Here is a 17,727-nt window from a genome sequence, read left to right on the forward strand (position 1 = left end):
ATCGGCCCCTCCGGCTCAGGCAAGACGGTCATCCTCAACTTCCTGCTGGCCCAGGCGCGCAAGCTGGATCCGCGCATCATCTTCTTCGACAAGGATCGCGGGGCGGAACTGTTCATCCGCGCCATCGGCGGCCGCTATGACCAGTTACGTCCCGGTCAGGCCTCAGGCCTCAATCCGCTTCAACTCGAGGACACCCCGGCCAATCGCGGCTTCCTGGTCGACTGGCTGAGCCAGCTTGCGGCCGGCGCGAACCTCGAGGAGCTGGAGCAGATCCGGGACGCCGTGAGCGCCAGCTACAACCAGCCCCCCGCCCACCGTCGCCTGCGCTATCTGGTTGAACTGTTCCGTGGCGGCCATCGGCCCCATGCCGGCGATCTGTGGTCGCGGCTTCGCCCGTGGTGGGGCGACGGCGAACGCGCCTGGCTGTTCGACAATCCCAAGGACCTGACCGACCTGTCCGTAAGAACTGTCGGCTTCGACATGACGGTGCTGCTCGACGATCCGGCCGTGCGCACCCCGGCCCTGATGTACCTCTTCCACCGCGTCGAGGAACGGCTCGACGGCTCGCCCGCCATCATCGTCGTCGACGAGGGCTGGAAGGCGCTGGACGACTGCCCCAAACGTGTTCCTCGCGGGGACGCATTGGGTGCAGGAGCTCCTATTGGGGCCTGTTGCAACAAGCATCGCCGTCATAGCCGTGGCTTCCCTCGGGTTGCTAATGTTGTCCGGTCGGATGAACATCCGGCGTGCAGCCACGGTGCTTGTTGGTTGCTTCATCCTGTTCGGCGCGGCGAGCATCGCCCAAGGCCTACATGGCGTGAGTTCGGCCTTCACAGGGAAGGTTCAAAGACCGCAGTCTATTCTGGCGCCGCTGCCACCATCGAAAGATGCTCTATCTTCGCAGCCGAAACAGACCGATGGGCCTACTGACCCTTACGCTGGGGCATCGGTAAGACGCTAAAGAACTATGGCCTCTTCGACATCTTCGAGGCTGATGCTCCCTGACGACAGAAACGCGCCAGCAGCGGACATTGGCGCACCGCCAGGAAGCCGCCTTCGTCGTACCTCTAACGACCGCTAGAACTGGGTGGATAGCGCGCTAGTGCTCGCTCGGCTCATACATCAGGTCAGGGTACGGTAACCTAGCAGCGGTGTATCTGAGAACGGCCAGGTATGACCTGATCGCTACACGTAGCTCCTGCGTCGTCCCGATTTCGCGATCCTTGAAAGCATGGATCGCATTGCGTCGATCCTGCACGAGTCTGAACAGGTTGAGCTCATCGGCACCGTAGAGCTCGGCCTTCTCGACATAGGTTATCAGCACGTCCAGCCGAAGGCCGTCAGGCTCCAGAACCTTCTGCTGCTTGGCGTGCCACGCCTGTGTCCGCTTGACCGTTTCGAGGTCAGCTTTGAAATCTTGATAGAAGACGGCGAGGAAAAGTTTGATCGTGCCCTCGATGAGGCTCCCGAGATTGGCCCAAGCCAAAATCAGGTCGCCGTCTTCCAACTCGTCGGCGGTGTCGATCCAGTGCCGCAGCGAACGGGAAAGTGATACCTGACGGTCGAGGCGCGACTTGCTCATCAGTTCGGCGGCATCAGTGGGAGCCCAGCCGTGACTAGAAGACCAGAAGGCTCTCAGGCCTTCATTGAGTTTCTCAATTCTGGTGACGACCTCATGGAGCGGAAGTGCGGCATCTGCCGATTGCACCTCTTCGGTGAGCGCCTGAAAATACTTCAAGAAAGCCATCAGCGGGCGTCCATCCTCTCGTCTTCCAAGTATTGCGCCCGGTCAGCTTCATCGACCTGACGCCTCCATTCGGCGAAGCAGTTCGAGCAGGCGGTTCGTTCCAACCCGAAGTCTTCCATCCCCGCCTCCCCCTCGTGCCCTGCGCCTTCACGACCGAGATAGCTGACATGGGCGGCCAGCGCCCCGGCGCGAGCCATGCCCTTGCCGAGGTGGCGTGACACCAGCGCCTTGACGATGACTCGCTGGCGCACGTCCACGCGGAAGACGGAGCCTGATCGCCGGGCGGCGGTCTTCAGCGCGCCTGCCCTGGCGCCGTAGCTGAAGCGCATCGACGACGAGAGCCGCTTCAGCATCGACGAACGGACAGAGCCGTCGCGCTTCAGGCTCGTCGCGAGGCGAACCTGAAGGTCGTCGCCACCGGAACCGGAGAGGGCCGACATGCGGTCTTCGAGGATGCTGCGGACGTTCATGACGACGCCTCTCAGGCAGGGCGAGAACGCGACCGACCGCCGCAAGTCGTCACAAGTCGCAGAACCGGTCGGGAGCGCTCGCTAGAGGATGGAAACGAAAGGACAAAAGCGAAGCGAACACACCCCTCTTTTATCTTGCCCTAGCCCCCATTTGAACATCGCACGGCAGGTACTCCACGTCATCGAATTGCGACATGCCGATGCTGGAATTTCCGATGCTGTATGAAAGGCCGTAGGGAAAAGCATCGGAAGAAACGGTGAATTCCTGACCGCTATCGAGCGCCAACTTCATCCGCGACGGCTCTTGGCAGCCGGAGACTCGATAAAAAATGACATCAGTTATGCGAACATTTTCGAACAAAATAGCCTTCAGACTCCGAACGTCTGGACTATAAATGTTATCCTCCATGGTCAGGAACCCGATTTCTTCTCCATCATCTTGAAGGCCAGATTGGATAGTTAGCCACCCCCCACCCACAAAGCGAAAGACAATCCTGAAAGGCTGCCCCGAAGCGTGTAAAAATGCAGAGCACTCCTCAATATTCGCATCTATAAGATTCGAAAATCTATCGTGGAATCCCATGTTAATTTCCCAGTTACTCAATTCGCTTAGGCGGATAATGAAGTGTTTCCGGAGGCTTGGTCCCGTTCGCCGGAATATCGATACGAGGTCCTCTGGGGCCTGGCCGAATCTGAACACCATTTGGGGCTTGGCGGCTACCGGGAGGTAACGTGCTGCCCTCTGGCGGAGGGCCAGAGTTAGGGCCACCCAGAACCTCAAAATCTTCGTCAGCATTGCCGGTCCCGCCGTGCTCAGGAGCGAGCGGTCCACTCATCTGACCACGATTACGATTACGTCCGCCCCGGCCATCTTGCACGCCTACAGGTCCCTCAGGTAGCGGCGGTGCATTCGCTTCGTTTTTGCTGACCGCTCCTCCGCATACATCCGGTCTTGCGCTGCATGTGTCATCATGCGCGGTGCTGGTGGGCCAGAAAAGCGTGCCTACGAAAGCCCCAATAGGCGAAGCGCGAGCGACCCGAACAACTGCCACAGCGACCTCGCCAGCCGTGGGAAGCGTCACCGCTGGCGGAGGACATGGGACACCTATTGCACAGCCCACCATCCCGGTCGGGTCGCTCCGGTTCACGGGATCGTTGCCGACATAGGCGTAGAGGTTGACTTGGTCGTCATAACCGATGGGATCGGTCTGGAGGAAGCGACCCAGGGTCGGCGAATAGATGCGGGCCTTGTAGTGATACATGCCCAGTTCCGGCAGCCAGGCCTGGCCGGTGTACTGGAAACGACCTGTGTTGGCGGCATTGGGGATGCCGTACTCGTCGTAGGCGTTGATCCCGGCCATCACGCCGGCCGCGTCGGCGCGGGCGACGATCGAGCCCTGATGATCCGCGTAGAGATATTGCGGCGCGGTCACGCCGGCGCCTTCGTACCAGACCAACGGCGTGTCGGCCCCGTCGGAATGGACATAGCGGCGCAGCATGTTGCCAACGTCATCGTACTCGGCCGTCAGCTTGTCGCCGTCGTAGAGGTAGCGGGTCGCCGACCGGCTGCTGCTCGAGCTCTGGAACAGGCGGCCCAGCGGATCCCAGATCAGGCTGGCCCCACCCGGGCCGCTGATCAGCCGGTTCTCCACATCATAGACGTAGGCGCCGCCCGAACCGTCCGACGTCAGATTGCCGTTGGCGTCATAGGTGAAGCTGGCCGGTCCCGCCGAGGCGTACTGGTTCAGGCCATTGACCGTATAGGCGCGGCTGACATTGACGTGGTCAGTGAAGCGATAGGCGTCGTTCGACTGCGTCCGGACGACCACCTGGCTGGCGGGATTGTAAGCGAAGCTGGTCGTGACGTCGTGGGCCGTTCCCGCAAGATCGTGCCCTAGCGACGTAACGCGCGACACGCCGTCATAGCCGTAGGCGGTCGGCGAGGCCCAACTGCCGCCGTTGCGGCGATCCAGCACCGACACCCGCCCCATTTCGTCATACCGCGGCCGGAACAACAGCGCCGCGTTCATGGAGGCGGACCAAATACGCCCTAGACCGTCACGATTATAGGCCACGTTCTGGCCGTCCGGGTGAGTCAGGCCGATCCGTGCGCCGCTGAGATCGTACTGGTGCCCCAGGACCGCAGAAAAACCGCTCATCGTCGTAGTCGATGAGGCCAGCTGGCCCAGACCGTCCCAGGCGTTGGTCACACCTTCGCCTGCCGCGCTGTCAAAGCGGGCGTAGAGCTGAAGACCGCGCAGATCATAGCCGTAATAGACGTCTCGCGTCGCCGAAGCCGGCAGACCGCCTCCGTCCGGGATGATCTTAGACGTCATCCGGTTCAGGGCATCGTAGGTATAGGTAATCGTGCGACCGTCGCGCTTCCGCAGGCTCGTCCGGTTGCCCTTCGCGTCATAGCCGTAGGCTTCGTAATCGGTAGCACTGACCAGACCCGGCGTCGTCGTCGACGGGAAGTTCCAGCGCACCTGACGGTCGAAGCCATCATAGGTCATCGACGCCTTGTTGCCGTTGGCGTCAGTCACGCTCGTCTGTTTGCCGTTCGGCGACCAGGTGTAGGTAGCGTAGTTCTGCTGCAGGAGTGTACCTACGCCCAACTCCACCCTCAGCACCCGTCCCGCAGCATCATAGACGTTGCGCGTGATCCGGTCCGGCCCCTGAGCGCCCTCGACTCCCAGGATGCAGGCCGAGACCGGCAAGCTCCCGTACGCCACAGGATTCATCCGAACTGCCGTGCACTCTAGGCGCCTCGAGGTGTCGTAGCTGTACTGCTGCACGCTGAGCACCGTCTCGGCCGTTGCCGAAGAGCCCTCCCCCGCTAGAAAGAAAACCGCAGCCAGGCCCAGGCCGTTCAACGCCCGAAAATCGAACCTCATTGAACAACCTCTTCGACCTTGATCAGCAAGCCTGACAACGGGTCATAGGTCGATCGCTTGAAATTGGAGAGTACGAAGTCGGAACCGTCAATGGCGGTCGCCGTACCGATTTCCGCCCTGATTTGCCGCCCATCCCCGTCGTAGACGAAGCGTTCAACTTTGCGCCACAAGGGACCGCTTCCGTCAGGGTCCGGCGAAACCGTGACGACGGGTCGACGCATGGCGTCATAATACATCCAAGTGGTGTCGGAAGCACCAGGCAGCGGGCCGTCGATCGTCGCGACATCGCCCAGGGCCGAGTAGGTCATGCTGGTGACGCTGGAACGAGGATCGGCGGCAGACAGCGTCGTGGGTGCCCAGTCACCGGCTCGGTTGGTTATCTTGATTGGACGGTTCCGTTCGTCATAGAGCGTTTCCACCACCCTCTCATCGGCAGATCCAGCGCAGATCTGCGCAGTCGAACAGGTGCGCGTTCTTATCAGGCGCGTAATCCCAGCCGCGCTGACCTCGTACTCATAGGAGGTCTGCGGACGAACTGTCGGATACAGCCCGCTCCCTGCCGCTGGTTCAACGACCGTCAGCAGCGCGCCACTTCCTGGATCATAGGTGAAATCTGTCCGGTTCCCCATCTCATCAATGCGATATTTCGGCTGATTGCACGTGAATATATTCAAACAATCGACGTCATAACCCATTGCGACCTGAAGAGCCGCCCCACCTCCAGCTGGATATCGCGCAATATTCGTCAAATTATGCCGCAAGTCATAGGAATAATCGATCCTGAGACCCGACGGATATGTAATTTTTTTCGGCCTATATTTGTGGTAGCCGAACCAATCATATTTGTAAACACCGCCAGCAGCATCAACAATAGACGAAATATAAGAAGAACTAACCCCCGCCGAAGATAAATACCTATACGAGGTGTTGTAAACTACAGACCCACCCAAGGGATCCGATGCAGCAATAGACCCCACAAACTCCCGAATATAGTTAGGACCAGTATAATTATAGATATAACTCCATTCGGATGCCCCCTCCGATATAGAAGACACCTGCCCACCCAGCCAAGCCGGCTTCCGTCCGACGACACTGAGGTAAGCAACGCGACGATCCCGCCCCCCAGAACTTTGAACCCTAGTAATCAGAAGCGGCGAATGAGTGGCTATTTCTTGCGGAGCTACCGTATAGTCCGTGTAATTTCCAATAGAATCCGTAACCCTTGTTACCCCACCCGCATGATAACTAATATCAATCCTAGGCCACGACCTACTGTAGACACAGTCGCCATACGTCGGGCAATTATCAACCCCAATGTCAACAATAGTTACAGAACTAATGCACGCCGTAGTCCACGACTTCGGCTCATGCTGCGGAGGACCGAGCCTGATGCAGCCAAATTCATTCCGTGAAGACCCGAGAGGATACCCAGATATTCTAACTTGATAGCCAAGACTTGACGATATGACTATTCTTTTTTCATTATTAACATTACTTTGATTAAAGTCACCATAGTGATCGTAATGATACTCAATCACCTCACCGCTAGGTTTGATAATTTTTTCGATTCTGTCACTTCGACCGCAATCCAATTCAATATAATCATCAGACTCGTAAACACCCGTATCCAGATACATTACGTCAGTGCCGTCAGATCTTCTGTACCTATGCTCTCTAGGGGCCTCATGAGGAAACACAGCCCCCCCACCAGGAGACAAAGGCCTGCCCGATGGGATTGGTTCGTCAGAAGCAATTCTTTCTGAATAGCCACTATTCACAACATCCACTACACCATCAACAGAAGCCCACCACCCACCAAAGATACTAGTCTCGCTCGCTCTATCCGCAAAACATGCGATAGATCCAGAAAAACTATCACGCCAGCCTGGCATGGCCCAATTTTCACTCAGATTAACAGCTGCTTGGCGAGAATTGTAGACAAGAGAGTACCGCATTCCGGACTCAGGAGACCCCAGAGCTATGGTATGGGAGAAAGAAATTGATCCATCTACACCGCTAACTCCGTTAGCATCAGTTACAATCGGATATACTGGCGTCTCTACCGAAGGCGCGGCAGCTACCTGAGCGTGAACAATTGTCGGCAGCACCACAGGGAGCGCCAAGGGCACCCAGACCGTCGCCGCAGCGATCCCACGATCCACCCTGGCAATCAGTGCGAAAAACAGCTTTATGCTAGCGGCCTTTCCAAATCTCTTCACGATCCCCTCCGCGTAAGAACCAACAAATTCTCCCAAGAACAAATACCCAAGCTGTCGCAATAAACTTCCAGTAGGACGATAAGCTTAGCTGGCCATCGCACAGTCAGAGCCAGGACTGCCGCGACGGCGCTGGCGACAGAAAAACCAATGGCACCACATAGCCATTCAAGAACGCCGGAGGTCATCATAACAAATGCCTGTATAAACAGAGTTGCCCACAAACAATCCATCAATGCTGATCGCATATCTCAAACCTACCGCAGTTGCCGTAGGTGTCGCTGTAGCTGCCAGATGCGCCGAAGGTATCAATAAGCCCTCCGGGGCCGGCATGGACCATGACGTCCATCTGCTTGCCCTGAGAAACGGACGGGTTGAATTGATCCGCTAGGTCACCGTTCACGATTACCTTAAATGCTATCTGATCCCCATTCTGGACAGTGATCGGTGCATAGCTCGCATCAACATTGGTCGAGTAGGCTGGCGAATAGAGCTTTTGACCTTGATCAATGCCATTCTTGACTACGTTGACCGCCAGCAAAGCCGAAGAATCGCCGCTAACGGTCCCTGACAGCGAAAGTGTCGCAGTTTGGCCAGAAGCCAGCCCGCTGATCGTGCGAGCCGCACCCGTTATATAGTTCGGACTGGGGCTGGAGCCGTTGTTCGAATTCCACCATACGCTCACAGCTGGCCAGTCAGTTGCCGCGACATTGCCGCCGATGTTGTAGTTGTTGTCGGCGTCAACTACCCCGCTGACATTGAACGACGACAGTTGAGCGCCGGTCTGTAGATTCGTTATATGGCCAGTGAAAGAGGACTCGCCGCGGCCAGTCGTCGTATCGAACCATGTCCGAATATGGAGCAAGTCTCCACTATTGACTGTCACATCAAGGACAGCCCCAGCACCACCCCCAATAATATGCTCATTCCACGACGCCCCATTATTCATAGAATGGTAGACGAAGAGGCGACGCGTCCCCGTCGAGCCCGGAGCGAAATTGTCCCACTGATTGTTGCGCGTGAAGCGAAGGGTCACTGGTCGGTTGATACCGGCTACAGCAATAACACCGGTGTTCGTCCAGGCTGAGTTCTCATTAGAAACGACTGACAGCGTCGGCATCGAGAACGAGTCCAGATCATAGTCAGAAATGTTGTAGTTATTGTCGTTATCAACCGTCATATTGGCGTTGCGGCTGGACAGCTGGACTGATCCTCCCGGTTGGGACAGGTTCCAAACCACCATATTCATCGAGCCGGTCTTGCGTCCTTCATAAGTGCGCGCATCGACAGCATAGTGAATCTTGTCGCCGTTGTTCACGGTGAAATCGACATACTGGTAGCCCGATGTATTTCGGGGGTCAAACGTCCCCTGGTGGACCCAGCCAGCACCGCTGTCGCGGTAGACATTGACGTAAATCTCGTTGAAATTTCCGCTATAATTATAGCGCTCAACTCTTAGCGTGATCGGGCGGTTGATGCCCGTAACGGTCTGAGCAGGCCCAAACCAGATCGTCGGAGCGTCCGTCACGGCGTTCTGATCCGTGAAGTCATTGAAAGCATCAGGCGTGAAGTCCGGAGCCGCAGCGGTCTGAGCGACGCTGAAGGTGTCCACGGTCTGGCCGGTCGTGATGTTCTGGACCGTGACTGTATAGCTGCCGGAACGTTGCGCACCATCGGCTGAAACCGCACGAGCCACGAACTGCACATTCTCACCCGGCGCGAAATCACCGCCCGCCCACGACCCGTTTCCAAGGTTGGTCGAGTGGTAGCGGAAAGCGCCGTTCACCCACATTTCGAGGCGTGACCCAGCGGATAGGTTGCCGCTCAGGCCAGTGATTGTCGCTCGAAGAGTAATGTTGCGATTAATGCCAGTGAGCGGCAGCCCCGCCCCGCCGGTGACGAAATCAGTCGAAGACGAAGTCTCCGATAGGTTTGACCAGTTGACGGGATCGAGCGTGTAATCCGCGACATTGTGATTGTCGTCATTGTCGACAACCATGTCGATCCACGCAGCGCCGAGCTCTTGCCCAGTCGTCAGATTGGTCACGATATTGCGCCAACGTGCAGTGGCGCGACCCGAAGTGGTGGTCAGGTATCCCTTGATGAAGAACTGATCGCCGTTGTTAGCCGTGAGCACGACCGGTGGGACAGCCGCTCCCAGCTCGTATTCCGTGAAGCTGGCTCCGCCGTTTGTCGAATGCCCAATGATCGTACGACGCGTAAAGGCATTGCCTGTTTGCGTGAGACTATCGCGAGAAAACTGCAAGCTGATCGGCTGGCTAATGCCGGAGATCGTAAAGACGCTGCCTGCCGTATAGGAGGCGTCCTCGTTCGCCACGTGGTTTTGATCCACTAGGACAATGGGATCCGGCGTGGTGTCGGCGACATTGTGATTATTGTCGGCGTCGACAGTCACACTGACGTTCTTTTGGCTCCACGCCACCGGCGTCCCGGTCATGCGCCAGACGGTCACGCCCCAGGTCGCAGACCGGGCGCCGCTATTGGTGGCGCCATGGGCGAAGTATTTGACCCGGTAGCCGTTCTGGACTGTGACCTCGCGATAGCGATGGTCGTTGGGATCGGCCCCCATCACGTCGAAGTAACCGCTGTCGACCATGGCGTTGGAGGCGTCAAACACCTGATAGTCGATCCAGGCCCCGTCGAGATTACCACTGTAGCCATAGCGCTGAATGCGCAGGACCACAGGCTGGTTGATGCCGGTGATCAGACTTTCGGTGCCAACCCAGGCGACATCCGGCTCGTTCGAATGGATGGTGATGTCCTGGAAGGTCGCTGCATCGGGATCGATGTCACCCAGGGCCGTGACCTGGAAGCTGTCCGAGACCCCGCCGACTGTCAGGGTGGCCGTCTGGCTGGCGCCGCCCGTAGCCGGCGCCTGGACCTGGACCTGGACCGTCTGCCCCGCCGCAATTGTCCCGGCCGCCGTCGTCCAGGCCCCGCCGTCGATGCGGTATTGCCCTCCGGAAATGGATACCGCCACAGGCGAGGTGATCCCCGTGATCACAGGCGCCGCGGAAACAGCCCACGCGCCCGAAGCCGCACTGGCGGGGCCCCCTAGGTCGAAGCCTGCAGGCGTGACGGAAGAGGCCAACATGACGACCTGCAACCGATTGCCGGCAGGGTCATAAGTATAGCTGGCGGTCGTGCCGTCCGCGCGATTGACGCTGACGAGTCGGCCGAGCGCGTCGTAGCCATAGCTTTCGGTCTGGGCCGATGCGTCATTGGGAAAAGCCGCCACAACGACGCCAGCGCTGCAAACGCCCATAGCGATGCCGCCCAACCGAATTCCTGCCGCCATAGAAGCCCCCACAGAGCAAAAAAAAACTAGCAACAGTGCTGCACGCCGTTATTTTTGCCTACCTTCGCACTGGGCCAATCCCCGGCGAGAACAGACCTCGCAAAGACGCACGCCTTAAATGTCACCAAGCTTGGCCGCCCCGCCCCACCAAGCCTGATTGCGTTAAACCGCCTCCGCGCCAGACCAGACAGAGCAAAAAAACGATTAGCCTGCACGGCGGATCATAAATTCACGACAAGTTATAGCATCCACCAGTAATTTTCCGCCAAAACAATCGTGCAAGATATTAATTGAACGATCAAATAGAGAAAAAACCGGACCTATAGAAACCAATTCACCGCGAGAATTCATACAGAAAGCCTCGCCGCCATTCATCTCAGCTAAAATCGTCTCGACCACATTTGACGCGACTGCCCCTATCGGCCGCAACCCCCTCCCCCAAAGTGATGGGTGCGTCCGTGCGAACAAATCTATTTTCTCCTCTAGAGAAATAGGAACAGGACCATCTCTTTCCCCGAAACGGTCATTGTCGAATAAGAACCCATAGAAAATAACCGCCCCTCCAAGCAACCTAAGGCCATTAGATTGTGCCAATAATTCTAAATATGACCTTGGAATGCAGTTCATTATGTCTCTAGGTACGGACATTAGGTCCGCAGGGACATAGGCGTAACTTAAGAAATCAAGCCTATTACCTTCCGATTTTGTAAAGCAGAGATGCTTTGCAGATCGACTAACAACCTCAACCCCATCGGTCGACACAAAAGCCTCAAGTTGATCTTTAAGAAAATGTGTCATGTGCAACCATCTGAGAGACCATCCGCGCGACAGGCAGCGTTTAACCGATTCACCTCTCTTCGGCGCTCATTCCTGCGGTCCGAAGGAGACGGAATCCCTATAAGATCGTACCAGAAATTCTCCGGCGTATCTGTTCTCACCCGCCCCGAAAGCAATCCGGTCCCCGTCGTCAACAACTGCAATCCCGCCACCGAGCGTACCACCAACGGCTGACCACGGATGGGCTGCCGGTAACCGCCAGCTTCACGATGAACTGCTGCGTGCTGGGCCGGCGTGAGGAACCGGATATTTCGCGGATCTTCCGCTAGCTCTATGGGATTTCCGTTCACGGTATTGATATGGTGAGCATGATAGCCGGCAACCTTGCCTGTTTGTAGCAGTTCGCGTCGCTCAGGAGCAGACCACTCACGCGTGCCGGCCCCTCGCGCAACCGCTCGACGCTCAGCAGCCCAAGCCCGATCAACTCCACGCCGCCGCGCATTTGCGAGTTCCCTTTCGCGTCGAGCCCGGGCCTCATCTTCGGTGTCCATCCCTGTCGGATCAGCCTTATTTATGGGATCGTTACCAACATAGGCGTAGAGGTTGATCTGGTCGTCGTAGCCGATGGGATCGGTCTGGAGGAAGCGGCCCAGGGTCGGAGAATAGATGCGAGCCTTGTAGTGGTACATGCCCAGTTCTGGCAGCCAAGCTTGGCCCGTGTACTGGAAACGGCCGGTGTTAGCGGCATTTGGGATGCCGTACTCGTCGTAGGCGTTGATCCCCGCCACCACGCCGGCCGCGTCGGCGCGCGCCACGATCGAGCCCTGATGGTCGGCGTAAAGATGCTGCGGCGCAGTCACGCCAGCCCCCTCGTACCAGACCAGGGGCGTGTCGGCGCCGTCGGAATGGACATAGCGGCGCAGCATGTTGCCGACGTCATCGTACTCCGCCGTCAGCTTGTCGCCGTCGTAAAGGTAGCGGGTCGCCGCCCTGCTGCTGCTCGAGCTCTGGAACAGACGGCCCAGCGGGTCCCAAATCAGACTGGCCCCGCCCGGGCCGCTTATCAGCCGGTTCTCCACATCATAGGCGTAGGCGCCGCCCGAGCCGTCCGACGTCAGGTTGCCATTGGCGTCATAGGTGAAACTGGCAGGTCCCGCCGAGGTGTACTGGTTCAGACCATTGACCGCATAGGCACGGTTGACGTTGACGTGGTCGGTGAAGCGATAGACGTCGTTCGTTTGCGTCCGACTGACTACCTGGCTGGCCGGATTGTAGGCGAAGCTGGTCGTGACATCATGGGCCGTTCCCGCAAGATCGTGCCCCAGCGATGTGACGCGCGACACGCCGTCATAGCCATAGGCGGTCGGCGAGGCCCAACTACCGCCGTTGCGGCGATCCAGCGACGTGACCCGCCCCATTTCGTCATACCGCGGCCGGAACAACAGCGCCGCGTTCATGGAAGCGGACCAAATGCGCCCCAGACCATCACGGTTGTAGGCCACACTCTGGCCGTCCGGGTGGGTCAGGCCGATCCGGGCGCCGCTGAGATCATACTGATGGCTCAGAGTTCGACTTGAGCCGCCCATGTTGATGGTCGATGAGGCCAGCCGCCCCAGACCGTCCCAGGTGTTGCTCACCCCTTCGCCCGTCGGACTGTCGAACCGGGCGTAAAGTTGCAGACCACGCAGGTCGTAGCCGTAGTAGACGTCGCGCGTCGCCGCAGCCGGCAAGCCGCCGCCGTCCGGGATGATCTTGGAAGTCATCCGGTTCTGAGCGTCGTAGGTATAGGTGATCGTGCGACCGTCCCTTTTTCTCAAGCTCGTCCGATTTCCAGCATCATCGTAACCATAGGCCTCGTAGTCCGTCGCGCTGACCTGTCCCGGCGTCGTCGTCGACGGAAAATTCCAGCGCACCTGACGATCGAAACCATCATAAGTCATTGACGCTTTGTTGCCGTTGGCGTCAGTCACGCTCGTCCGCTTACCGGTCAACGAATAGGTGTAGGTGGCATAGCTTTGCATCAAGGGCGTGCCCACACCCTGCTGGACTTGTAACAATTGCCCCGCCACGTCATAGACGTTGCGCGTGATCCGATCTGCACCGTTGGATCCCACCGCCCCCTGCACGCAAGCAGAGACTGGCAAACTCCCATAGACTGCGGGATTCATGCGCACGGCCGTGCATTCAATGCGGTTCGCAGAATCGTAACTAATTTGAGTGACCGAGAGCACTACTTCCGATTTTGCATGAAAAGCAAAGCCCGAAGAAATCAAAAAAACTGACAGCCCAATACAGATACTTGGGAGGAACCTCATGGCACAACCTCCTCAACCTTAGCTAGAAGGCCATTATCACTATTATACGCCATCCTCTTGAAGTTGTTTACAACAAGGTCAGAGCCATCAACGTTAGTGCCGACACCAGTATCAATTCTGATTTGCCGTCCCTCATAATCGTAAACATAGCGCACAATAGACCTACCCCCACCGGTAGATGGGGCACCAGACACCCACATAACCAACTGTCGAGCAGCATCGTAATAGTAATATGCCGTATCAACATTCCCCGGAAGCGGCCCATCCGTTGAAGAAGTGTCGCCAGCATAGTTATATGTTAACCGCGTCACCATAGACCTAGCATCAGCTGTGGTAGACGTAGTAGGCGCCCAATCTCCAGCCCGATGAGACGTTATGATCGGGCGCCGTTTAGCATCATACACCGTCTCAACCACAGCCTCTGCCCCACCCTCGGCGCAATTAGGCTCGATGGTGCAATTACGGACCCGCAACAACCGAGCTACACCAATAACCCCAGCGTCATACTCAAAAATTGTTTTCGCGCGCTGACCAATAACACCGCCATCAGACGGTTTTTCAATGCTAACCACGCCGCCATGGACAGGGTCATAAGCAAAATTCGTTCTATTACCCAATTCATCATCACGATATATAGGCTTGTAGCAAAGAATATTGTATTCGCAGGCAGATTTATATCCAAACAGAACAACTCTCGGAGAATCCGATTCAGAGCTGTGCTTAGATATACTAGTTAAATTTTGAAGATTGTCATAATCATAATGCACATACCCACCAGAGGGGTAGGTCACCCTCCGCAACCTCGGCATGTGATAGCCATACCAACTGTAAGAAGTGACACGACCAGCAGGATCTCGTACCGACTCCAGCATGGCGCGCCCCTCACCATAAGCTGGACCAAAATGTGAGCTGTTAGCATATCTTGTGACACCACCTAAAGGGTCCGTTACACTTACAGCAGACCTTATGATACGGTTTCCACTTCCAGATAAAGGCTCACTATCAACCGCATATGTCCAAGTAGAATTTCCATTTGTTATAGATCCAACCTGGCCAGTAATTGTAACACTAGGTGATACGCTAGTAACATAGCTTATGTTTGTAGTCCTTCCCTCAGGACGAACAACTTTAGTAAATAATTTTTTGATAGAACCAGAGCCAGCTTGGTAGCTAGTTGAGTGATATACGGTAGTACGGCCCAATACATCTGAAATCTGCAAAATATTTGGTCCGGAAGAATGCATCCGTAGAGTTGGCCAATCGCGCGTATATACACAAGAACCAAGAGGAGCGCAATCATCTACGCTAGTATCGACGAGAGTAACTGACGTTATGCACTTATATGAAGAATCGTAATCCTTCTTCTCGGCCCCGACACATTCTTTGTTTATATTGTATGGTTCATAAAATATTCGAATTTGATATCCAAGATTAGACACAACAGTTGACTGCATACTATTAATCCCAGATTCATAGTATGTAAGAGTTTCACCGTCGGGTCGTGTGATTTTGTATATTTGCTGACTCCAAAAACACCCAGTGTCGCCATCAAAATTAGCGACATACTCAACGGAAGTCCCGTCCCTCCGGTTGTATGTAATAGTCCCATGAGGACTAACTATTATGTTTCCGGCATCATCAGTACTTATATAACCACCAGTTAAAGAGCTAGCGGAGTATGACAAAGGCACCCCGCTAACTTGATTGAGGTCGCCCATAACATCAGTTTCGCCATCAACCCTTGCCCAATACTGCTGGTGCATGGCGTACATTTCCGGATCGTAGTAACATCCCAGCTGCCCCCCTACACTATCCCCCCACCCCTTACCTGTGTATGAGAATGAATTTATAATTAGCCATGGAAGTCTAGAACTATAAATAAGGTTATACTTTATTCCAGACGTTTCCGGGCCAAGACTTATCGAGTGAGAGAAATTGATACTGGAATCAAGAACATTAACTCCATTTTCGTCAAGAGTGGACGGAACAAGAGGGACATCAACAAGCTGCGCAAACGCTACGCTAGGAACGCTCAAGAAAAATTGAAACGCGGCGAACACACCCCACACGCCCCGACTCAAAATCTTTGCACGACTTACCTTTGTCATAGCCACTCCATCGAAATACATAATGAACCAAACGGTCTAGATGTCCGAATCCGCGCTGATAGGGCTCCTCAGATCGAAGTCTGCAGGCGTTATCGAAGAGACCAGCTTGATGACCTGCGACCGATTGCCGGCAGAGTCATAAGCCTAGCTAACCCTCGCTCCCTCCGAGTGACTTACGCTGGCGAGTCGGCCGAGCGCGTCGTAGCCGTACGTGACCGTGTGCGATTGGGGGCTAGCTGAGGCGCCGCCGGACACGACGAAGAGCGCCAAACCAGCAACGCTCCCACGCAAAAAACATGCGCCCCCCCCCCCAACACCAAAAATCACGCATTGCCGGCCCACGGCAAAGCTTGCAAAGAGGCGCGCCGCTGTCAATCGAACAATGTTCTGGACGCTTCACATTCAAGCTTGGCAGTCGCTGCAATCTTACCCATATGATGGTTCAAACTAGGTCCGGGGGATGCAATTGGGAAAGCTGGCGAAGTTATACTGCGGCGGCGCGGTGACGGTATCGGCCCTAGCGCATGCTTATGCGGCCCACGCCCAGACCGCCCTCGCCGACCCTCGCGGCTCCGGCCCGATCGTCTTAGCGGTCCAGTGGCTGCAAGGCACTCTGCTGGGCACCATCGCCACGGTCGTGGCCGTGATCGCGGTTGCCTGCGTGGGCCTGCTGATGCTGAGCGGACGGATCAACTGGCGTCATGGCGCGGTCGTCATCCTGGGCTGCTTCATCCTGTTCGGCGCGGCCAGCATCGTGGCCGGCATTCGCACGACCGCCGGCGTCATCGGCTGACGCCTTGGACCAGCTTGACCGCGCGCCCCTGTTCACGGCCCTGACGCGCCCGCAGATGTTTGCGGGCGTCACCTACAGCTACTTCATCATCAACGCCGTGATCGCGGCGGAACTGTTTCTGGTGTTCCGCTCGATCTGGGTCCTGCCGCTGGCCCTGCTCATCCATGGCGTCGGCGTGCTGCTGTGCCTGCGCGAGCCTCGCATTATCGACCTGTGGCTGGCCCGGATCGGGAAATGCCCGCGCGTTCGCAACCACAAGATCTGGCGATGCAACTCCTACCGTCCCTGAGCCAGGGGGCGAAGACGGTGAAGCGCGAACAGGCGGCGGGATCGCACCTGCCCTATGCACGCCACGTCGACGACCATACGCTGGAGACGCGCGACGGCCTGCTGCTGCAGGCCATCCGCCTGCGCGGCCTGTTGTTCGAGACGGCCGATACGGACGAACTCAACTATCGCAAGAGCCTGCGCGACGCCATGTTGCGCGCCATCGGGACCTCGCGCTTCGCCCTCTATCACCACGTGGTGCGGCGGCGGGCCGAGATCGACCTCGACACCGACTACCCCGACGCCTTTTCGCAGAGCCTCGGCGACCGCTGGGCCGACCGGCTGGGCGCCAAACAGTTGTTCGTCAACGACCTCTACCTGACCCTGGTCCGCCGCCCGCTTCAGGGGCGCATCGGTCTGGCGGACCAGGTCCGCAACTGGGTGACGCGCGCAGGACAGGGGCCGGACGCCGGGCAAGCCTATGAACTGGCCCAGTTGAACGCCGGCCGCGACGCCCTGCTGGCGACCCTGGGCGAATACGAGCCACACCTGCTCGGCGTCTATGACACGCCGAACGGCGCCTGTTCGGAACCGCTGGAGTTCCTGTCTTCGCTCTACAACGGCGAGGAGCGGCCTGTGCTGCTGCCTCGTCAGGACCTGGGGTCCTACCTGCCCTATCGCCGGGTGAGCTTTGGCCAGGAGACGGTCGAACTGTCGGCGGCTGGGCATCTGCCGCGCAGCTTCCTCGGCTTGGTGTCGATCAAGGACTATCCGTCCTGGAGCGCGCCGGGGATGTTCGACGAGCTGATGCGCCTGCCCTT

13 protein-coding genes and 2 pseudogenes are annotated in these 17,727 nt (G+C 57.1%); 5 read left to right on the forward strand and 10 right to left on the reverse strand.

Going from position 1 to position 17,727, the window contains the following annotated elements; genetic code table 11:
* Together ACIQTU_RS15545 and ACIQTU_RS15550 are read left to right on the forward strand one after the other, a co-directional pair.
* Nucleotides 1–612 (forward strand): annotated as a pseudogene (locus ACIQTU_RS15545) (VirB4 family type IV secretion/conjugal transfer ATPase); the annotation flags it as partial.
* An 85-nt stretch (nucleotides 613–697) separates the two neighbouring features.
* Nucleotides 698–961 (forward strand): hypothetical protein, encoded by a 264-nt coding sequence (locus tag ACIQTU_RS15550; protein ID WP_400549244.1) that lies wholly within the window; start codon nucleotides 698–700, stop codon nucleotides 959–961.
* A 138-nt stretch (nucleotides 962–1,099) separates the two neighbouring features.
* Here ACIQTU_RS15550 and ACIQTU_RS15555 read toward each other — a convergent pair whose 3' ends face one another.
* The 10 genes from ACIQTU_RS15555 to ACIQTU_RS15600 form a co-directional block, all read right to left on the reverse strand.
* The gene (locus tag ACIQTU_RS15555; RefSeq protein ID WP_400549213.1) at nucleotides 1,100–1,747 is read right to left on the reverse strand and encodes a hypothetical protein; all 648 of its coding nucleotides are present in this window, start codon (nucleotides 1,745–1,747) and stop codon (nucleotides 1,100–1,102) included.
* Nucleotides 1,747–2,217: a hypothetical protein gene (locus tag ACIQTU_RS15560; protein ID WP_400549216.1), complete on the reverse strand. Its 471-nt coding sequence runs from the start codon at nucleotides 2,215–2,217 to the stop codon at nucleotides 1,747–1,749. Before ACIQTU_RS15560 ends, ACIQTU_RS15555 begins: the two co-directional genes overlap by 1 nt.
* 130 nt (nucleotides 2,218–2,347) lie before the next feature.
* Complete coding sequence (locus ACIQTU_RS15565) at nucleotides 2,348–2,800, reverse strand: hypothetical protein (RefSeq protein ID WP_400549219.1); 453 nt, start codon at nucleotides 2,798–2,800, stop codon at nucleotides 2,348–2,350.
* Nucleotides 2,801–2,813: 13 nt separating this feature from the next.
* Nucleotides 2,814–5,111 carry an RHS repeat-associated core domain-containing protein gene (locus ACIQTU_RS15570; protein ID WP_400549222.1) on the reverse strand — a complete coding sequence of 766 codons (2,298 nt, stop codon included), beginning with the start codon at nucleotides 5,109–5,111 and terminating at the stop codon, nucleotides 2,814–2,816.
* Nucleotides 5,108–6,166: a hypothetical protein gene (locus tag ACIQTU_RS15575; protein WP_400549225.1), complete on the reverse strand. Its 1,059-nt coding sequence runs from the start codon at nucleotides 6,164–6,166 to the stop codon at nucleotides 5,108–5,110. Before ACIQTU_RS15575 ends, ACIQTU_RS15570 begins: the two co-directional genes overlap by 4 nt.
* Nucleotides 6,167–7,559: 1,393 nt before the next feature.
* Nucleotides 7,560–10,628, reverse strand: a complete 3,069-nt coding sequence (locus ACIQTU_RS15580; protein ID WP_400549228.1) for an RHS repeat domain-containing protein — start codon at nucleotides 10,626–10,628, stop codon at nucleotides 7,560–7,562.
* A 222-nt stretch (nucleotides 10,629–10,850) separates the two neighbouring features.
* Nucleotides 10,851–11,444 carry a hypothetical protein gene (locus ACIQTU_RS15585; protein ID WP_400549231.1) on the reverse strand — a complete coding sequence of 198 codons (594 nt, stop codon included), beginning with the start codon at nucleotides 11,442–11,444 and terminating at the stop codon, nucleotides 10,851–10,853.
* Nucleotides 11,441–13,738, reverse strand: a complete 2,298-nt coding sequence (locus ACIQTU_RS15590) for an RHS repeat-associated core domain-containing protein (RefSeq protein WP_400549234.1) — start codon at nucleotides 13,736–13,738, stop codon at nucleotides 11,441–11,443. The genes ACIQTU_RS15585 and ACIQTU_RS15590 overlap by 4 nt, the downstream gene beginning before the upstream one ends.
* Nucleotides 13,735–15,501: a hypothetical protein gene (locus tag ACIQTU_RS15595; RefSeq protein ID WP_400549237.1), complete on the reverse strand. Its 1,767-nt coding sequence runs from the start codon at nucleotides 15,499–15,501 to the stop codon at nucleotides 13,735–13,737. Before ACIQTU_RS15595 ends, ACIQTU_RS15590 begins: the two co-directional genes overlap by 4 nt.
* Before the next feature lie 489 nt (nucleotides 15,502–15,990).
* Nucleotides 15,991–16,188: an RHS repeat domain-containing protein gene (locus ACIQTU_RS15600; RefSeq protein WP_400549247.1), complete on the reverse strand. Its 198-nt coding sequence runs from the start codon at nucleotides 16,186–16,188 to the stop codon at nucleotides 15,991–15,993.
* Between the two features lie 118 nt (nucleotides 16,189–16,306).
* Between ACIQTU_RS15600 and ACIQTU_RS15605 the strand changes: the two genes are divergently transcribed.
* The 3 genes and pseudogenes from ACIQTU_RS15605 to ACIQTU_RS15615 form a co-directional block, all read left to right on the forward strand.
* The gene (locus tag ACIQTU_RS15605; RefSeq protein ID WP_400549239.1) at nucleotides 16,307–16,639 is read left to right on the forward strand and encodes a TrbC/VirB2 family protein; all 333 of its coding nucleotides are present in this window, start codon (nucleotides 16,307–16,309) and stop codon (nucleotides 16,637–16,639) included.
* Nucleotides 16,640–16,643: 4 nt separating this feature from the next.
* A complete protein-coding gene (locus ACIQTU_RS15610; RefSeq protein WP_400549241.1) occupies nucleotides 16,644–16,928 on the forward strand; it encodes a type IV secretion system protein VirB3 in 285 nt (94 codons plus the stop codon).
* Nucleotides 16,907–17,727: pseudogene (locus ACIQTU_RS15615) on the forward strand (VirB4 family type IV secretion/conjugal transfer ATPase); the annotation flags it as partial. The gene ACIQTU_RS15610 and the pseudogene ACIQTU_RS15615, both read left to right, overlap by 22 nt.

This window comes from Brevundimonas sp. NPDC090276, from assembly GCF_044772165.1.
GTDB lineage: Bacteria > Pseudomonadota > Alphaproteobacteria > Caulobacterales > Caulobacteraceae > Brevundimonas.

Coding starts and splice junctions, on each gene's coding strand:
- ACIQTU_RS15590 (WP_400549234.1), bottom strand. CDS start 13,738: ATGAGGTTCCTCCCAAGTATCTGTATTGGGCTGTCAGTTTTTTTGATT.
- ACIQTU_RS15595 (WP_400549237.1), bottom strand. CDS start 15,501: ATGCACCAGCAGTATTGGGCAAGGGTTGATGGCGAAACTGATGTTATG.
- ACIQTU_RS15565 (WP_400549219.1), bottom strand. CDS start 2,800: ATGGGATTCCACGATAGATTTTCGAATCTTATAGATGCGAATATTGAG.
- ACIQTU_RS15605 (WP_400549239.1), top strand. CDS start 16,307: ATGCAATTGGGAAAGCTGGCGAAGTTATACTGCGGCGGCGCGGTGACG.
- ACIQTU_RS15570 (WP_400549222.1), bottom strand. CDS start 5,111: ATGAGGTTCGATTTTCGGGCGTTGAACGGCCTGGGCCTGGCTGCGGTT.
- ACIQTU_RS15555 (WP_400549213.1), bottom strand. CDS start 1,747: ATGGCTTTCTTGAAGTATTTTCAGGCGCTCACCGAAGAGGTGCAATCG.
- ACIQTU_RS15585 (WP_400549231.1), bottom strand. CDS start 11,444: ATGACACATTTTCTTAAAGATCAACTTGAGGCTTTTGTGTCGACCGAT.
- ACIQTU_RS15560 (WP_400549216.1), bottom strand. CDS start 2,217: ATGAACGTCCGCAGCATCCTCGAAGACCGCATGTCGGCCCTCTCCGGT.